At 70.4% G+C, this 16,005-nt stretch carries 17 protein-coding genes; 6 read left to right on the forward strand and 11 right to left on the reverse strand.

Annotation, left to right across the window (positions count from 1 at the left end; translation table 11 throughout):
• Positions 1-142 precede the first annotated feature (142 nt).
• Complete coding sequence (locus FNV62_RS09910) at positions 143-1,102, reverse strand: ROK family protein (protein ID WP_097283611.1); 960 nt, start codon at positions 1,100-1,102, stop codon at positions 143-145.
• Between the two features lie 220 nt (positions 1,103-1,322).
• On the opposite strand from FNV62_RS09910, the gene FNV62_RS09915 reads away from it, so the two are divergent.
• The gene (locus FNV62_RS09915) at positions 1,323-2,387 is read left to right on the forward strand and encodes a LacI family DNA-binding transcriptional regulator (RefSeq protein ID WP_054228804.1); all 1,065 of its coding nucleotides are present in this window, start codon (positions 1,323-1,325) and stop codon (positions 2,385-2,387) included.
• A 3-nt stretch (positions 2,388-2,390) separates the two neighbouring features.
• Positions 2,391-3,137, forward strand: a complete 747-nt coding sequence (locus FNV62_RS09920; RefSeq protein WP_144315104.1) for a hypothetical protein — start codon at positions 2,391-2,393, stop codon at positions 3,135-3,137.
• A gap of 70 nt (positions 3,138-3,207) precedes the next feature.
• On the opposite strand, the gene FNV62_RS09925 is transcribed toward FNV62_RS09920, so the two are convergent.
• Positions 3,208-4,512, reverse strand: a complete 1,305-nt coding sequence (locus FNV62_RS09925; protein WP_097283613.1) for a DUF6986 family protein — start codon at positions 4,510-4,512, stop codon at positions 3,208-3,210.
• 182 nt (positions 4,513-4,694) lie between these two features.
• On the opposite strand from FNV62_RS09925, the gene FNV62_RS09930 reads away from it, so the two are divergent.
• Entirely contained in the window at positions 4,695-5,585 is an 891-nt protein-coding gene (locus FNV62_RS09930; protein WP_097283614.1) for an endonuclease/exonuclease/phosphatase family protein, read from the forward strand.
• A gap of 62 nt (positions 5,586-5,647) precedes the next feature.
• On the opposite strand, the gene FNV62_RS09935 is transcribed toward FNV62_RS09930, so the two are convergent.
• The 4 genes from FNV62_RS09935 to FNV62_RS09950 all read right to left on the reverse strand — a co-directional run bounded on the left by FNV62_RS09935 (position 5,648) and on the right by FNV62_RS09950 (position 8,842).
• A complete protein-coding gene (locus FNV62_RS09935; RefSeq protein ID WP_144315106.1) occupies positions 5,648-6,610 on the reverse strand; it encodes an electron transfer flavoprotein subunit alpha/FixB family protein in 963 nt (320 codons plus the stop codon).
• 76 nt (positions 6,611-6,686) lie between these two features.
• Positions 6,687-7,472, reverse strand: coding sequence for an electron transfer flavoprotein subunit beta/FixA family protein (locus FNV62_RS09940; protein ID WP_054228809.1), 786 nt, complete (start codon positions 7,470-7,472; stop codon positions 6,687-6,689).
• 219 nt (positions 7,473-7,691) lie between these two features.
• Positions 7,692-8,222, reverse strand: coding sequence for a flavin reductase family protein (locus FNV62_RS09945; RefSeq protein ID WP_143600727.1), 531 nt, complete (start codon positions 8,220-8,222; stop codon positions 7,692-7,694).
• A 206-nt stretch (positions 8,223-8,428) separates the two neighbouring features.
• Entirely contained in the window at positions 8,429-8,842 is a 414-nt protein-coding gene (locus tag FNV62_RS09950) for a TlpA family protein disulfide reductase (protein WP_075026039.1), read from the reverse strand.
• A gap of 75 nt (positions 8,843-8,917) precedes the next feature.
• Between FNV62_RS09950 and FNV62_RS09955 the strand changes: the two genes are divergently transcribed.
• Both FNV62_RS09955 and FNV62_RS09960 read left to right on the forward strand, forming a co-directional pair.
• Positions 8,918-9,334 carry a DUF4395 domain-containing protein gene (locus tag FNV62_RS09955; RefSeq protein ID WP_143600729.1) on the forward strand — a complete coding sequence of 139 codons (417 nt, stop codon included), beginning with the start codon at positions 8,918-8,920 and terminating at the stop codon, positions 9,332-9,334.
• Between the two features lie 185 nt (positions 9,335-9,519).
• Entirely contained in the window at positions 9,520-10,248 is a 729-nt protein-coding gene (locus FNV62_RS09960) for a lysophospholipid acyltransferase family protein (protein WP_075025534.1), read from the forward strand.
• A gap of 123 nt (positions 10,249-10,371) precedes the next feature.
• On the opposite strand, the gene FNV62_RS09970 is transcribed toward FNV62_RS09960, so the two are convergent.
• The 4 genes from FNV62_RS09970 to FNV62_RS09985 all read right to left on the reverse strand — a co-directional run bounded on the left by FNV62_RS09970 (position 10,372) and on the right by FNV62_RS09985 (position 14,289).
• Entirely contained in the window at positions 10,372-10,944 is a 573-nt protein-coding gene (locus tag FNV62_RS09970) for a transglutaminase domain-containing protein (protein WP_143600731.1), read from the reverse strand.
• Between the two features lie 83 nt (positions 10,945-11,027).
• Positions 11,028-12,101: a threonine aldolase family protein gene (locus tag FNV62_RS09975; protein WP_144315108.1), complete on the reverse strand. Its 1,074-nt coding sequence runs from the start codon at positions 12,099-12,101 to the stop codon at positions 11,028-11,030.
• Positions 12,098-12,856, reverse strand: coding sequence for an SDR family oxidoreductase (locus FNV62_RS09980; protein WP_097283618.1), 759 nt, complete (start codon positions 12,854-12,856; stop codon positions 12,098-12,100). Before FNV62_RS09980 ends, FNV62_RS09975 begins: the two co-directional genes overlap by 4 nt.
• 35 nt (positions 12,857-12,891) lie before the next feature.
• Positions 12,892-14,289 (reverse strand): DUF6421 family protein, encoded by a 1,398-nt coding sequence (locus FNV62_RS09985; protein WP_144315110.1) that lies wholly within the window; start codon positions 14,287-14,289, stop codon positions 12,892-12,894.
• Positions 14,290-14,715: 426 nt separating this feature from the next.
• Between FNV62_RS09985 and FNV62_RS09990 the strand changes: the two genes are divergently transcribed.
• Positions 14,716-15,399 carry a glycerophosphodiester phosphodiesterase gene (locus FNV62_RS09990; protein ID WP_054228817.1) on the forward strand — a complete coding sequence of 228 codons (684 nt, stop codon included), beginning with the start codon at positions 14,716-14,718 and terminating at the stop codon, positions 15,397-15,399.
• Positions 15,400-15,402: 3 nt separating this feature from the next.
• Here the strand turns inward: FNV62_RS09990 and FNV62_RS09995 are convergent, their stop codons facing one another.
• Entirely contained in the window at positions 15,403-15,957 is a 555-nt protein-coding gene (locus FNV62_RS09995) for a GNAT family N-acetyltransferase (RefSeq protein WP_143600737.1), read from the reverse strand.
• Positions 15,958-16,005: the final 48 nt, after the last annotated feature.

A 16,005-nucleotide genomic window follows, 5' to 3' on the forward strand; every position in this document is an offset into this window, starting at 1 on the left:
ACCCGCACCTCCGGTCAGCACGCCCGGCCCGGACACGCGAACCGCGGAGCACGCCCGCTCAGCCGACCGGCTCGGGCCATCGGCCCCCGACCCGGCGGGCCGACCCAGGCCCCGGCCGATCAGCCGCGGCTCGGGGCGGCGCTCAGCCCGCGACCCGCTCCGCGGTCGTGCTCGGCTGCCTGCTGAGCGCGGCCGCCGCCGCGCCGACCAGACCGGCGTCCGTGCCCATCAGCGCGGGCGCCACGGTCAGCCGCCGCACGAAGGACAGGGTGGCGTAGTCGGCCAGCGCCTTGCGGAGCGGCTCGAAGAGCACGTCCCCGGCCTTGCCCACTCCCCCGCCGATGACGGCGATGTCGATCTCGACGAGGGTCGCGGTCGCCGCGATGCCCGCCGCCAGCGCCTTCGCCGCGCGTGCGAACGAGGCCACCGCCACCGGGTCGCCCTCGCGCGCGGCGGCGGCCACCGCGGCGGCCGAGGTGTCACCGTCGGGCCCCGGCCGCCAGCCGCCGTCCAGCGCCCGCCGCGCGATGTTCGGACCGCTCGCGATGCGCTCCACACAGCCGCGCGAACCGCACGGGCAGGGGTCACCGTCGAGGTCCACGCTGATGTGCCCGATGTGGCCCGCGTTGCCCGTGGGACCGGGGTGGAGCTGACCGTTCAGGACCAGCCCGCCCCCGACCCCCGTCGAGACCACCATGCACAGGGCGTTGTCATGGCCGCGCGCCGCACCCTGCCAGTGCTCGGCGGCCGTGATGGCCACCCCGTCGCCGATCAGCTCGACCGGCAGGCCCCCGGTCGCCGCGCGGACCCGCTCGACGAGCGGGTAGTCGCGCCAGCCCGCCACGTTCACCGGACTCACCGTGCCCGCGGAGGCGTCCACCGGCCCCGCGCTGCCGATGCCGACGGTCCCCGCCCGACTCCACAGCGGTGACCCGGTCAGCTCGCCGAGCACCTCCTCGACGGCCCCCATCACGGTGTCGCCGTCCTCCTGCGCGGGCGTCGCGCGCTGCGCGCGCAGAAGAATGCGGCCGCGGCCGTCCACCAGCGCTCCGGCGATCTTGGTGCCGCCGATGTCGAGCGCAGCCACGAGGTCGGTGTGCATCAGTGTCAGTTCTCCCGGTGAACCTGGTGAAAGGGGCAGACCGGTCTCGCGATGGGGGGCGCAGGCCGGAGAATGCGGTGGACAGTGTCTCCCGCATCTGACAACGTTGTCCAGGCTCTATGCTCGACGCCACATCCTCATACAACCCCATGGACCGACGCACCCCCGTGGACAACAGGACCCGTGGCCGACAGGGACCGCCGCGTGGACGACGGGAACCGTGGACGACAGGACAGGACAGCGCATCGTGGCAGAGACCGCCCGCCGATCCGAGAACCGCTACGGCAACCGTCCGACCATGAAGGACGTGGCGGCACGAGCCGGGGTGGGCCTCAAGACGGTCTCGCGTGTCGTCAACGGTGAGCCCGGAGTCACTCCGGACACCGAGCGCCGCGTCCAGGAGGCCATCGACGCGCTGGGCTTCCGCCGCAACGACAGCGCCCGGGTGCTGCGCAAGGGCCGCACCGCGAGCATCGGCCTCGTCCTGGAGGACCTCGCCGACCCCTTCTACGGTCCCCTCAGCCGCGCGGTCGAGGAGGTGGCCCGCGCCCACGGCGCGCTGCTCATCAACGGCTCCAGCGCCGAGGACCCGGACCGCGAACAGGAGCTGGTTCTCGCCCTGTGCGCACGCCGCGTGGACGGGCTGGTGATCATCCCGGCCGGTGACGACCACCGCTATCTGGAGCCCGAGATCAAGGCGGGCGTCGCCACGGTGTTCGTGGACCGCCCGGCGGGACAGATCGACGCCGACGTGGTGCTGTCCGACAGCTTCGGCGGGGCCCGCGACGGCGTCGCCCACCTGATCGCCCACGGCCACCGCCGGATCGGCTTCATCGGCGACATGCCGCGCATCCACACCGCCGCCGAGCGGCTGCGCGGCTACCGGGCGGCCATGGAGGAGGCGGGCATACCCGTCGAGGACGACTGGATGTCCCTGGGCGTCACCGACCCGCAGCGGGTGCGCAAGGCGGCCGAGGACATGCTGTCCGGTCCCTCCCCCGTCACGGCGGTCTTCGCCGGCAACAACCGCGTCACCGTCACGGTCGTCCGTGTCATCGCCGAGCGCGGCAGGCCCGTCGCCCTCGTCGGCTTCGACGACATCGAGCTCGCCGACCTCCTCGAGCCCGGCGTCACCGTCGTCGCCCAGGACGCCGCCACCCTCGGCCGTACCGCCGCCGAACGCCTCTTCCGCCAGCTGGAGGGCAGCCTCATCACCCCGGAGCGCATCGAACTCCCGACCCGTCTGATCACCCGCGGCTCGGGCGAACTGCCGCCCGCGGACTGAGCCGTGGCCGAGCCGGACCCGCGCACCCTCGAAGCGCTCGGCCTCGCCGAGGCACCCCGCGAGCACCCGCTGAGCTACCCGGGCGCCCGGCCCGAGGAGTCCGTACTCCTCGACGGGGACCGGCTGTTGCCGCTCACACGCAGGGTGTACGAGGACCGCGTCCCGGTCCTCGCGGTCGGCTCCAACGCCTGCCCGGCCCAACTCCGGCACAAGATGGCGCAGTCCGGGGTGTCGGGCACGATCCCGATGGTGAGGACGCGGGTCCTCGGCCTCGGGGTCGGCGTCTCGGCCCATGTCAGTGTGATGGGGTACGTGTCCGCGTCGCCCTTCCACGCGCCGGGCGCCGTCGGCGAGGTGTTCCTGACGTGGCTGGACGCGGCGCAGCTCGCGGTGGTGGACGCGAGTGAGGGCGTTCCGGTGGCCGAGGGGGCGTACGGCCGGGCGTGGCTGCCCGCCTCCGACGTGCGGATCGAGTTGGACTCCGGTGAGCTCCTGCCGGGTGCCCATGTGTACGTCAACCGCCGCGGGGTTCTCCACAACGGCTCCGGGACACCTCGCCCGCACCCCGGCGAGCGCCCGCTGCTCGCCTCGCTCCTCGCCGGGTCGGCGCGGCTGCGGGAGCTGTTCGGGGAGACGCCGGAGGAGTTCTGCGCGCGGGCTCGCGGCGACGCCGCGCTCTGCGCACTGGGGACCCGGCTGTTCGCCTCGGAGGGGCTCACCATTACTTCCGGGCTTGAGAGGTACGCGTAGACGATCCGTCGTCACAGTGCGGGCCTGATGTGGCTGCTCGCGCAGTTCCCCGCGCCCCTTTCGGGGCGCTCTACTTCGCCGAGATGGTCAGGTCACCGCGCCTCGGCACCGCGAAACCCTCCAGGTCGGCCCTCGTCAGGCCCGTCACCCGCGCCACCTCCGCGATGTCGAGGGCACCGCAGTCCAGGCCGCGCAGGAGGTAGCCGCTGAGGGCCTTGGCGGTGGCGGGCTCGTCCATGACGTCGCCGTCGGTGTGGTTGGCGTAGCGGGAGAGGCGGGCGGCCGCCTGTTCGAAGCCCTCGCGGTAGAAGGCGAAGACGGCGGCGTAGCGGGTCGGGATGTGGCCGGGGTGCATGTCCCAGCCCTGGTAGTAGGCGCGGGCCAGGGCGCGGCGGGTGAGGCCGTAGTGGAGACGCCAGGCGTCGTGGACCTTCTCGGTGGGACCGATCGGCAGCACGTTGGTCGAGCCGTCCGATACGCGTACGCCGGTGCCGGCGGCCGCGACCTGCATGATCGCCTTGGCGTGGTCGGCGGCCGGATGGTCGCTGGCCTGGTAGGCGGCGCTGACGCCGAGGCAGGCGCTGTAGTCGAAGGTGCCGTAGTGCAGTCCGGTGGCGCGGCCCTCGGCGGCCTGGATCATCCGGGCGACGGTCGCGGTGCCGTCGGTCGCGAGGATGGACTGGCTGGTCTCGATCTGGATCTCGAAGCCGATGCGGCCGGGCTCCAGGCCGCGCGCCTTCTCGAACTCCTCCAGGAGCCGGACCATCGCGGTGACCTGCTCGGCGTACGTCACCTTGGGCAGCGTCAGCACGAGCCCCGAGGGCAGGCCCCCCGACTCCATCAGGCCCGTCAGGAAGATGTCGAGCGTGCGGATGCCCCGGTCTCGTACCGGCGCCTCCATGCACTTCATGCGGATGCCCATGTACGGGGCGGCCGTGCCGTTCTCGTACGCCTCGGCGATCAGACGGGCCGCGCGGGCCGCCGCCTCGTCCTCCTCGGCGTCCGGGCGCGGGCCGTAGCCGTCCTCGAAGTCGACCCGCAGGTCCTCGATCGGCTCGCGCTCCAGCTTGGCGCGTACGCGGTCGTACACGGGCTCGGCGAGGTCGTCGGTGAGGCCGAGGACGGCGGCGAAGGACGCGGCGTCGGGGGCGTGCTCGTCGAGGGCGGCGAGGGCCCGGTCGCCCCAGGAGCGGATGGTGTCGGCGGCGAACACGTCGCCGGGGACGTACACGGTGTGGACGGGCTGCCGGGTGCCGGGGTCTCCGGGGTAACGCCGCGCCAGTTCGGCGTCGACCGGGGCGAGGGAGGCGCTGATCTCCTCGCTGACGGCGCCCGCGAGGCTCGTCGCCACGTTCTCCTGCTGGCCCTGACCCATCCCACACCCTCCAGTTTTCCGCTCCACGGAATCAACAATCCGTAGAGCGAAGTTATCCATGGCCCTTCCTGATGGTCAACACCTGTCCACGGCGTGGTCCGTCATGTGCGCTCCTGCCCCACGCCTTCTTTCGCGTCGCGGGGCACACCCCTCATGCTGGCCCCGAGGGGAGGGGATCACACATGTCGAACACCCTCAGAGTGACGCGACGCATGGGTCTGCGGACGGTGGTGGCCGCCGCGGTCGCCCTACCCCTGCTCACCACGGCGTCCGCCTCCGCCAGCCGGCGCGGCGGCCACCGTCTGGAGGTCATGACGTTCAACCTGCGCTTCGCGAGCACCGCCGAGCCCAACAGCTGGGCCGTGCGCCGCCCGGTGATGCGCGAGCTGTTACGCCGGGAGGCGCCCCACGTCATCGGCACCCAGGAGGGCATCTACCAGCAACTGCGTGACATCGATTCCGACCTCGGACCGCACTACGACTGGATCGGCACGGGCCGCGTGGGCGGCAGCCACGACGAGGCGGTGGCGATCTTCTTCGACACCCGTCGGCTGGCACCGGTCGAGCACGACAGCTTCTGGCTCTCCGACACCCCCGAGCTGATCGGCTCGAACACCTGGGGCGCCGCCTTCCCGCGCATCGTCACCTGGGTCCGCTTCCGCGATCTGCGGGACGCACGGGAGTTCTACGTGCTCAACACCCATCTGGACCACGCGAGTCAGTACGCACGCCTGCGTGCCGCGAGTCTGATTTCCGAACGCATCGCACGCTTCGACCGCGCTCTGCCGCTCGTCGTGACCGGCGACTTCAATGCCGTCGCCCACCAGAACCCGGTGTACGAGGCGATGCTGGGCGCCGGGCTCGTCGACACCTGGGACACGGCGGCCGAGCGCGGCACGCTCTACGGGACCTTCCACGGCTACCAGCCGTTGACGCCGGACGGCGACCGTATCGACTGGATCCTGGTGGGCCCCGGGGTGACCGTGCACCGGGCGGCCGTCAACACCTTCTCGGTGGACGGCCAGTTCCCGAGCGACCATCTGCCCGTGCAGGCCTGGCTGAGCCTGGCATGAGCGAGGCCCCCGTGACCGCGCGGGCGGTCACAGGGGCCTCGTACGGCCGGAGCCGGACTCGATCAGCCCTTGCGGGTCTTGATCTCCTCGGTGAGCTGCGGGACGACCTCGAAGAGGTCGCCGACCACGCCGTAGTCGACCAGGTCGAAGATGGGCGCCTCGGCGTCCTTGTTGATCGCCACGATCGTCTTCGACGTCTGCATACCGGCGCGGTGCTGGATCGCGCCGGAGATGCCGGAGGCGATGTACAGCTGCGGCGAGACGGACTTGCCGGTCTGGCCGACCTGGTTGGTGTGCGGGTACCAGCCAGCGTCGACCGCGGCACGCGAGGCACCCACGGCGGCACCGAGCGAGTCGGCGAGGTTCTCGATGATCGAGAAGTTCTCCGCGCCGTTGACACCACGGCCGCCGGAGACCACGATCGCGGCCTCGGTCAGCTCGGGGCGGCCGGTCGACTCGCGCGGCGTACGCGCGGTGACCTTGGTGCCGGTGGCCTTCTCGGAGAAGGAGACCGCGAGGGCCTCGACGGCGCCCGCGGCCGGGGCGGCCTCCACGGGGGCCGAGTTCGGCTTGACCGTGATGACCGGGGTGCCCTTGGCGACACGGGACTTGGTGGTGAAGGAGGCGGCGAACGCGGACTGCGTGGCCACCGGGCCCTCGTCGTCGGCCTCCAGGTCGGTCGCGTCCGTGATGATGCCGGAGCCGATGCGGACCGCGAGGCGCGCCGCGATCTCCTTGCCCTCGGCGGAGGACGGGACGAGCACGGCGGCCGGGGAAACGGCCTCGTACGCGGCCTGGAGCGCGTCCACCTTCGGGACGACCAGGTAGTCGGCGTACTCGGCGGCGTCGTGCGTGAGGACCTTGACCGCGCCGTGCTCGGCGAGCGCGGGGGCGGTGGCCTCGGCGCCGGAGCCGAGGGCGACGGCGACGGGCTCACCGATGCGGCGGGCCAGCGTCAGCAGCTCCAGGGTGGGCTTGCGGACGGCGCCGTCCACGTGGTCGACGTAGACGAGAACTTCAGCCATGGGACTTCTTCTCTCCTGCTTACGAAAGATGAGGGGCGGTCAGCGAGTGGAGGTTCAGCGAGCCTCGAACGGGCGTTTAGATGAACTTCTGGCCCGCGAGGAACTCGGCGAGCTGCTTGCCGCCCTCGCCCTCGTCCTTGACGATCGTGCCGGCCGTGCGCGCCGGGCGCTCGGTCGCGGAGTCGACCTTGGTCCAGGCGCCCTCGAGACCGACCTCGTCCGCCTCGATCTCCAGGTCCTCCAGGTCCCAGGACTCCACCGGCTTCTTCTTGGCGGCCATGATGCCCTTGAAGGAGGGGTAACGCGCCTCACCCGACTGGTCGGTCACCGACACGACGGCCGGGAGGGAGGCCTCCAGCTGCTCGGAGGCGCTGTCGCCGTCACGGCGGCCCTTGACGACACCGTCCTCGACGGAGACCTCGGAGAGCAGCGTGACCTGCGGTACGCCCAGGCGCTCGGCCAGCAGGGCGGGGACGATACCGGCGGTGCCATCGGTCGAGGCCATGCCGGAGATGACCAGGTCGTAGCCGGCCTTCTCGATCGCCTTGGCGAGCACCAGCGACGTACCGATCGCGTCGGTGCCGTGCAGGTCGTCGTCCTCGACGTGGATGGCCTTGTCCGCGCCCATGGAAAGCGCCTTGCGCAGCGCGTCCTTGGCGTCCTCGGGGCCGACGGTCAGCACGGTGATCTCGGCGTCGTCCGCTTCGTCGGCGATCTGCAGCGCCTGCTCCACCGCGTATTCGTCGAGCTCCGAGAGCAGACCGTCCACGTCGTCACGGTCCACGGTCAGGTCATCGGCGAAGTGCCGGTCGCCAGTGGCGTCGGGCACGTACTTCACAGTGACAACGATCCTCAAGCTCACGCCGGCTCTCCTACTGCATCGTCATTTCTGGGCTGCCTTCTTTCAGGCAGCATAGGCGCCTGAAGCGGCCGATCCCGGTCGGGGCGGCCCGCGCTCCGAACGAAATATTACTCGTCAGTACACCCAGTTCCTGCCCACTAAGCAAGCGCTTTGAACTGTGACCTTGGCAACGCTGCGTAACCGACGAGTAGGACTCACCGGTAGGACCGGCGAGTAGCTTCAGTCGCGCAGGCCGTTGAAGCGTCCCTGGTGGTACAGCAGCGGGCGGCCCGCGCCGGACGGATCACCGAGGACGACCTCGGCCAGCACGATGCGATGATCCCCGGCCGGCACCCGCGCCGCGACCCGGCAGACGAGCCAGGCCAGTACGCCGTCGAGGACGGGAACACCTTCCGGGCCCTCGCGCCAACGGGTGGGCGCGCCGAAGCGGTCGGCGCCGCTGCGGGCGAAGGTGGCGGCGAGTTCCTGCTGGTGCTCGCCGAGTATGTGGATGCCGACGTGCTCGGACTCGGAGATCGCGGGCCAGCTGGAGGCGCCGACACCGATGCCGAAGGAGACGATCGGGGGCTCGGCGGAGACCGAGCTGAGCGAGGTGGCGGTGAAGCCCACAGGACCCGAGTGGCCCTGCGCCGTGATCACGGCGACACCGGCCGCGTGCTGCCGGAAGACGGAGCGCAGGAGGTCGGGTGAGGCGGGTTGCGCATCGGGAGAGGCGAGCCGAAAAGTGTCCAGGTCGGGCGTGGCCGTCATGGAGTCGTCCTTCTGCGAGTGGTGAAGAGCAGATCCGTCGGTGCTCAACAGACCGGACAGCGCGCACTCGCGGTGCGGGCCAGGTCCACGTGGACGCGCTCGAAGAGAAGGAGTTCCGGGGGCATACGGTCAGGTTGACGATAGGTGGTGCGTGCAGTCAAGTACGTCCGGTCATCTGCGAGATGCCTCACCATGATCGCCACGAGTCAGACGGCCTCTCCCAGCGCCGCGATCACATCCGCCTTGCGCGGCTGTCCGGTCGCGCGCCGCACGATCCGTCCGTCGGCGTCGAGGACGAGCACGGTCGGGGTCTTGAGGATCTCGAGCTCGCGGACGAGTTCGAGGCGGTCCTCGGCGTCGATCTCCACGTGGTGCACGCCCGGGACCATCCCGGCCACCTCGGTGAGCACCCGCCGGGTGGCCCGGCACGGAGCACAGAAAGCGCTGGAGAACTGGACGAGCGTGGCCCGTTCACCGAGCCCCTCCCCCAACTCCGCCGCGCCGAGCCGCTTTCCACCGTCACGCCCGCGCACTCTCACCCTCCCGTTCCGCCGCCGTTGCAGCACTCCGAACGCGCTCGCCGCCGCGAGCACCACCACGCACACCACAAGTCCGGTCATCTTCAGCACAAGCATTCACGAGACCGCAAAGATTCCCGGGTCCACGGACCGCCGTTCATACGGAATGCTTGATTCATGGACATTGACGCAAGAGGACCGCGGTTCGGTGCGGCCGTGACGACCGTCGTACTGGCGGCCGTTCTGATCACCAGCAGCACCTGGCTGTTGGCCTGGCAGGTACTGGCGTTCGCGCTGGGCGCCTCGGGCGGCGTGGCGCGCTCTCCGTACGGCTGGCTGTTCCGGAAGGTCGTACGCCCCCGACTCGGGCCGCCCGCACAGTTCGAGTCGCCGCAGCCGCCGCAGTTCGCGCAGGCCGTCGGGCTCGTGTTCGCCGTGGTGGGGCTGATCGGTTTCACGGCGGGGCCCGACTGGCTGGGGTTCGCCGCGACCGGCTGCGCGCTGGCGGCCGCGTTCCTCAACTCGGCGTTCGGGTACTGCCTGGGCTGCGAGATGTACCTGCTCGTACGTCGGATGACGGTACGCGCCCAGTGACGGTGAGTGAGAAGTCCGAGGTCGATCAGGGGACACGTGACGAGGATCTCGCCGCATCGCGGCACTGGGACTGGCCACTCGTCCGTTCTTGGGGCACGATCTGCGCAATGCCGTAAACCTACGGCTGCGTAACTTTCCCGCCGGGAGACCCCTTCCCGAGCAGAGAGAAAGGGTCCACCCCGTCCATGGCAGAGCTTGTCTACCGTCCCGTCGTCGGTCTCGCCCAAGTGTTGTTCAAGGCCTGGGACCTCAAGATCGACTGCAAGGGATCGGAGAACATTCCGCGCTCGGGCGGCGCCGTGCTGGTCAGCAACCACATCAGTTATCTGGACTTCATCTTCGACGGTCTGGCCACCCTGCCGCAGAAGCGCCTGGTGCGTTTCATGGCGAAGGAGTCGGTCTTCCGGCACAAGATCTCCGGTCCGCTGATGCGGGGCATGAAGCACATCCCGGTGGACCGCAAGCAGGGCGAGACGGCGTATCAGCACGCGCTGGATTCACTGCGGTCCGGCGAGATCGTGGGCGTCTTCCCCGAAGCGACCATCTCCCAGTCCTTCACCCTGAAGAGCTTCAAGTCGGGTGCCGCGCGCATGGCCCAGGAGGCCGGCGTGCCGCTGATCCCGATGGCCCTGTGGGGCACCCAGCGGCTGTGGACCAAGGGCCACCCGCGCAACTTCAAGCGCAGCCACACGCCGATCACCATCCGGGTCGGCGAACCGGTGGAGGCGCCGCAGGACCAGTACGCAGGCGCCATCACCCGGCGGCTGCGCGAGCGCGTCCAGGAGCTGCTGGAGGCCGCGCAGCGCGCCTATCCGGTCCGCCCCAAGGGCCCGGACGACACCTGGTGGATGCCCGCGCACCTCGGCGGCACGGCGCCGACCCCCGAAGAGGTCAAGGCGGCCGAGGCCCGCTGAATCGTCACGCCGGGGCGTGGACGGCGATCCGCGCCCCGGGGCTGAACTTCTCCGGCAGCGCCGCGAGTTCGGCCCCGTCGCACCGCACCACCCCGCCCGTGTCCGGGTGTTGGGCGGCCGGTCTCAGAGTGCGGCGGGAAGCGTCTTCCAGAGGTGCGGCCGGTCGGGGGCGGCCTTGAGGACGCTCAGCACGACCGGGTGAGGTTCGGCGTACAGGACCGGATAGTCGAGCTCATCGAACTCGGGGTCGGGCGTGAAGGCCAGCCGCTCGCCGTCCAGGGAGAACTGGGCGTCCACGCCCGGCTTGTTGCCTCGGGGGTCCTGCCGGTGCCAGGCGCCGTCGAACCGCACGGCGACGAGCCCGTGCACCTCGTCGAACTTCTGGTAGCAGAACGCCGTCGGGATGTCCTCGGCCCGCAGCAGCGCGGCCAGGGCGTGGGCCTTCGCGTAGCAGATGCCGGTGCGCCGCTCCAGCACGTCGGAGGCACGCCAGGTGACCCGAAGATCGCCGGAGTCCTGCGAGTGCGGAATGACGTCGCGCACGAATTCGAAGGCCGCCCGCGCATAGGCATACGAGTCGACGACATCTTTGGCCAGCCGCGCGGCCGTCTCCCGCACGAGCGGATGATGATGGTCAATGACGTCGTCGGCGGCCAAGTAGGCGGACAGGTCGGCGGTGTTCTGGATCAGCTCCATGCCCGGAGAGCATAGGAATGCGGTCACCCGAGAGTCAATGACTTTTCGGGTTACCGCATATCTATGCATGCGCTGGTGCTGGGCTACGAGTGAGCCATCTCCTCCTTGAGCGCCGCCACGAAACCGTCGACGTCGTCCTCGGTGGTGTCGAAGGAGCACATCCAGCGGACGTCGCCCGCCGCCTCGTCCCAGAAATAGAAGCGGTAGCGCTTCTGGAGCCGCTCGCTCACGTCGTGCGGGAGACGCGCGAAGACGGCGTTGGCCTGGACCGGGTGGAGGATCTCCACGCCGTGCACCGCGCGCACGCCCTCGGCCAGCCGCTGGGCCATCTGGTTGGAGTGGCGGGCGTTGCGCAGCCACAGGTCCTTGGCGAGCAGCGCCTCCAACTGCACGGAGACGAAGCGCATCTTGGAGGCGAGCTGCATGGACAGCTTGCGCAGGTGCTTCATGTGACTGACCGCGTCCTGGTTGAGGACGACGACGGCCTCGCCGTACAACGCGCCGTTCTTCGTCCCGCCGAGGCTCAGGAGGTCGACGCCGACCGCGTTGGTGAACGTCCGCATGGGGACGTCCAGCGAGGCGGCCGCGTTGGCTATCCGGGACCCGTCCAGGTGCACCTTCATACCGTGCGCGTGGGCGTGGTCGCAGATCGCGCGGATCTCGTCGGGCGTGTAGAGGGTGCCCAGTTCGGTGCTCTGGGTGATCGAGACGACCTGCGGCATCGCACGGTGCTCGTCGTCCCAGCCGTAGGCCTGACGGTCGATCAGCTCGGGCGTGAGCTTGCCGTCGGGCGTGGGCAGGGTGAGCAGCTTGAGGCCGCCCATGCGCTCGGGGGCGCCGCCCTCGTCGACGTTGATGTGCGCGCTCTCCGCGCAGATCACCGCGCCCCAGCGGTCGGTGACCGCCTGGAGCGCGACCACGTTCGCGCCGGTCCCGTTGAAGACCGGGAAGGCCTCGGCGGTGGCGCCGAAGTGGCTGCGGATGATCTGCTGGAGGTTCGCCGTGTAGTCGTCCTCGCCGTACGCGACCTGGTGCCCGCCGTTGGCCAGGGCCACGGCGGCGAGCACCTCGGGGTGGGCCCCCGCGTAGTTGTCGCTGGCGAAGCCGCGGACGGCCGGGTCGTGGTGACGCCGGGCGTCGGTCTTCGGAGGGTTCACGGCTTCTCGGTCAGCCACAGACGGTTTCCGTTCACTTCACCGGCGGGCCGCGACCAGACGCCGGCGATGGCCTCGGCCAGATCCTCGACGTCCGTGAAGCCCGCGAACTTCGCGTTCGGGCGCTCGGCGCGCATCGCGTCGTGCACCAGTGCCTTGACCACCAGGATGGCAGCCGCGGACGTCGCGCCCTGCTCGCCCCCTGCCTTGCGGAAGTAGTCGGCCATGGCCAGCGTCCACGCCTCGGCGGCGGCCTTGGCGGCGGAGTAGGCGGCGTTGCCCGCGGTGGGCTTGCTCGCGCCGGCGGCGCTGATCAGGAGGTAGCGGCCGCGGTCGCTGCGCTGCAACGCCTCGTGGAACGCGAGGGACGTGTTCTGCACCGTGCGGATGAGCAGCAGCTCCAGGAAGTCCCAGTCGTCGAGGCTGGTCCTGGTGAAGGTCTCGCTGCCCCGCCAGCCGCCGACCAGGTGGACCAGGCCGTCGACGTGGCCGAAGTCCTTCTCGATGCGGACGGCCCAGTCGCGGGTCGACTCGAGATCGAGCAGGTCGACCGTGTCGCCCACGACGGTGGCGCCGCCGTGCCCGTAGCGGGCCGCGTCCACGGCCTCCGCGAGCCGCTCGGGATCGTTGTCCGATCCGATGACGGTCGCGCCCGCGTCGGCGAGCCGGGCCAGCGTCGCGCGCCCGGCGGGTCCACCCGCTCCGGCGACCGCGATCACCGCGCCGCTGAGAGGTCCGTTGCCGTTTCCCTGTGCCATCGCCTTCGCCTCCTGAACATCCCCGGTACGAGCGCTCACGCGGCGGCCCGCTCGGCGCTCGTCGCGGTGATGCCCTTGGTGGAGGCGATCACGTTCTTCAGTTTCTTGGAGAGCGCCTCATAGAACATGCTCAGCGGAAACTCGTCCGGAAGCACGTCGTCGACGAGCTTACGGGGCGGCTGGGACAGATCGAGGGCGTCCGGGCCCTTGGCCCAGCGGGAGCCGGGGTGCGGGGCGAGGTAGGTGGAGACGAGCTCGTACGCCTTGAACCAGTGGACGAGCTTGGGGCGGTCGATGCCGGCCCGGTAGAGGTCCTCGATCTCGGCGCACAGCTGGTTGGTGACCTGCGGGGCACGCTGCCAGTCGATGTCCAGCTTGTTGTCGGTCCAGCGGACGACGTCGTGCTGGTGCAGGTAGGCGAACAGGAGCTGGCCGCCGAGACCGTCATAGTTGCGGACCCGGTCGCCGGTGACCGGGAAGCGGAACATCCGGTCGAAGAGCACCGCGTACTGCACGTCACGGCCGTGCTGGTGGCCCTCGGCCTCCAGCTTCACGGCCTCCTTGAAGGCGGTGAGGTCGCAGCGCAGCTCCTCGAGGCCGTACATCCAGAACGGCTGGCGCTGCTTGATCATGAACGGGTCGAACGGCAGGTCGCCGTGGCTGTGGGTGCGGTCGTGGACCATGTCCCACAGCACGAAGGCCTGCTCGCAGCGGTCCTGGTCGTGGACCATCGCGGCGATGTCCTCGGGCAGCCGAAGGCCCAGGACGTCCACGGCGGCGTCGGTGACGGCGCGGAAGCGGGCGGCCTCGCGGTCGCAGAAGATGCCGCCCCAGGAGAATCGTTCCGGCGCCTCGCGCACGGCGATCGTCTCCGGGAAGAGAACGGCCGAGTTGGTGTCGTAGCCCGCCGTGAAGTCCTCGAAGGTGATGCCGCAGAACAGCGGGTTGTCGTAGCGGGTGCGCTCCAGCTCCGCCAGCCAGTCCGGCCAGACCATCCGCAGCACGACCGCCTCGAAGTTGCGGTCCGGGTTGCCGTTCTGCGTGTACATCGGGAAGACGACCAGGTGCTGGAGGCCGTCCTCGCGGTGCGCGGCGGGCTGGAAGGCCAGCAGCGAGTCCAGGAAGTCGGGCACCTGGAAGCCGCCGTCGGCCCAGCGGCGCAGGTCCTTCACGAGCGCCTCGTGGTACTCGGCGTCGTGCGGCAGCAGCGGGGCGAGCTGCTCGATGGCGTCCACGGCACGGCGTACGGCCAGATCGGCATCGGCCGTGTCCGGGGCGCCCTCGGCCTCGAAGTCGATCGACCCGTCCTTGGACTGCCAGGGCCGGATCTGCTCCACGGCATCCTTGAGCACAGGCCAAGCCGGGTGCTCCACCACCCTGCCCACGGGAGGAACCCGCTCCTCCACACCCACTGGCACAAGAATTTCCGTCATCTCTCACCCTCCACGGGAGAACCTCGCGTATGCACACCGTATGTAAACGAGGTTCCTTCCCGCAAGGGGAGACTCGATAGATTATCCTGCACCACCCCACCTTCACCGCTCTTTTTCCTGCCGGATACCGTGGAGGCGGTTACTTCCCCTATACGGCGCCGGACAGACGGACATCCGCGGGAAGCGCCGGGAAGTGGCAGGAGCAACGGCTCCGGGGCGCTCGGGGTCAACCGCCGAAAGACTCGCCCACACCCGGGTGACGCGCCACGGCGGCAACGGCCCGCCCTCCCCTTGCGACAGACACGCCCCGCCTGGCGTACGAGCGGGTACATCGCGCGGCGGGACGATTAGGCTGCGGGCTTGCCGCGTGGGTGCCGCCGAGACCACGCGCGAGCCGAGCCGCCGTCGACGGAAGCGAGTCGAATCTTGAACTTCCTCACCATCGGTCATCGCGGAGTGATGGGTGTCGAACCCGAGAACACCCTCCGTTCCTTCATCGCCGCCCAGCACGCGGGCCTCGACCTGATCGAACTCGATCTGCATCTGAGCAAGGACGGCGCGCTGGTCGTCATGCACGACGCGGACGTGGACCGTACGACCGACGGCTCGGGGCCGATCGCCGAGATGACCCTCGCCGAACTGCGCGCCCTGGACGCCGGGCACGGTGAGCGCGTGCCCGTCTTCGAAGAGGTCCTGGACGTCGTCAGGGCGCCGCTGCAGGCCGAGATCAAGGACACGGCGGCGGCACGGGCGCTCGCCGAGGTGATGCACCGGCGCGATCTGGTGGGGCGGGTCGAGGTGTCGTCGTTCCACGACGAGGCGATCGCCGAGATCACGCGGCTCGTGCCGGGCGTCCGCACGGCGCTCATCGCGAGCCGCTACGGCGTCGATGTCGTGGACCGCGCCGTGGAGGTCGGCGCCGCCACCGTCTGCCTCAACATCCGCCGGCTGACCCTGGAGGTCGTCGAGCACGCCCGCAAGGCGGATCTGCGGATCATCGGCTGGGTGGTGAACACCCAGGACCACCTGCGGCTGGTGCGGGCCCTGGAGCTGGACGGCGCGACCACCGACTACCCCCAGATCAAACGCACCGGCCGCTTCACGGCCTGAGGATCACTGCGCCGGCTGCGCCAGGGGCTTGACCAGCAGCTCGAACTGCAGGTCGTCGCGCTGCGGAATGCCGAAGCGCTCGTCGCCGTACGGGAAGGGCGTCATCTTTCCCGTACGGCGGTAGCCGCGCCGCTCGTACCAGGCGATGAGGTCCTCGCGTGCGGAGATCACGGTCATGTGCATCTCCGCGACACCCCAGGTCTCGTGGGCGTGCCGCTCCGCCTCGGCGATGATCACCTTGCCGAGTCCGCCGCCCTGGAGTGCGGGGCTGACCGCGAACATGCCGAAGTAGGCGTGGTCGCCGCGGTGTTCGAGCTGACAGCAGGCGACGACGGCGCCGTCCCGCTCCACGGTCAGGACGCGGCTGCCCGGCGCCTTGATGACGGCGAGCACGCCCTCCGGGTCGGTCCGCTGACCTTCGAGGATGTCCGCCTCCGTGGTCCAGCCGGTCCGGCTGGAGTCCCCGCGGTAGGCCGACTCGATCAGCGCGACGAGGGCGTCCACATCGGCGTCGGTGGCATCGCGGTAGGTCAGTCCGGTGGCGGCGGCGGTGTCCATGGAACAGTTCTCCGAAATCTCTGGCGCGGCGCGGGCACCGCTGAGCGT

The organism is Streptomyces sp. RLB3-17 (genome assembly GCF_007113425.2).
Taxonomy (GTDB): Bacteria; Actinomycetota; Actinomycetes; order Streptomycetales; family Streptomycetaceae; genus Streptomyces; species Streptomyces mirabilis_D.

What these genes read in the sequence shown, in the direction of transcription:
- FNV62_RS09910 (WP_097283611.1), bottom strand. Translation starts at nt 1,102, where the DNA reads ATGCACACCGACCTCGTGGCTGCGCTCGACATCGGCGGCACCAAGATC.
- FNV62_RS09925 (WP_097283613.1), bottom strand. Translation starts at nt 4,512, where the DNA reads ATGGGTCAGGGCCAGCAGGAGAACGTGGCGACGAGCCTCGCGGGCGCC.
- FNV62_RS09930 (WP_097283614.1), top strand. Translation starts at nt 4,695, where the DNA reads ATGTCGAACACCCTCAGAGTGACGCGACGCATGGGTCTGCGGACGGTG.
- FNV62_RS09935 (WP_144315106.1), bottom strand. Translation starts at nt 6,610, where the DNA reads ATGGCTGAAGTTCTCGTCTACGTCGACCACGTGGACGGCGCCGTCCGC.
- FNV62_RS09945 (WP_143600727.1), bottom strand. Translation starts at nt 8,222, where the DNA reads ATGACGGCCACGCCCGACCTGGACACTTTTCGGCTCGCCTCTCCCGAT.
- FNV62_RS09950 (WP_075026039.1), bottom strand. Translation starts at nt 8,842, where the DNA reads ATGACCGGACTTGTGGTGTGCGTGGTGGTGCTCGCGGCGGCGAGCGCG.
- FNV62_RS09955 (WP_143600729.1), top strand. Translation starts at nt 8,918, where the DNA reads ATGGACATTGACGCAAGAGGACCGCGGTTCGGTGCGGCCGTGACGACC.
- FNV62_RS09960 (WP_075025534.1), top strand. Translation starts at nt 9,520, where the DNA reads ATGGCAGAGCTTGTCTACCGTCCCGTCGTCGGTCTCGCCCAAGTGTTG.
- FNV62_RS09970 (WP_143600731.1), bottom strand. Translation starts at nt 10,944, where the DNA reads ATGGAGCTGATCCAGAACACCGCCGACCTGTCCGCCTACTTGGCCGCC.
- FNV62_RS09980 (WP_097283618.1), bottom strand. Translation starts at nt 12,856, where the DNA reads ATGGCACAGGGAAACGGCAACGGACCTCTCAGCGGCGCGGTGATCGCG.
- FNV62_RS09985 (WP_144315110.1), bottom strand. Translation starts at nt 14,289, where the DNA reads ATGACGGAAATTCTTGTGCCAGTGGGTGTGGAGGAGCGGGTTCCTCCC.
- FNV62_RS09995 (WP_143600737.1), bottom strand. Translation starts at nt 15,957, where the DNA reads ATGGACACCGCCGCCGCCACCGGACTGACCTACCGCGATGCCACCGAC.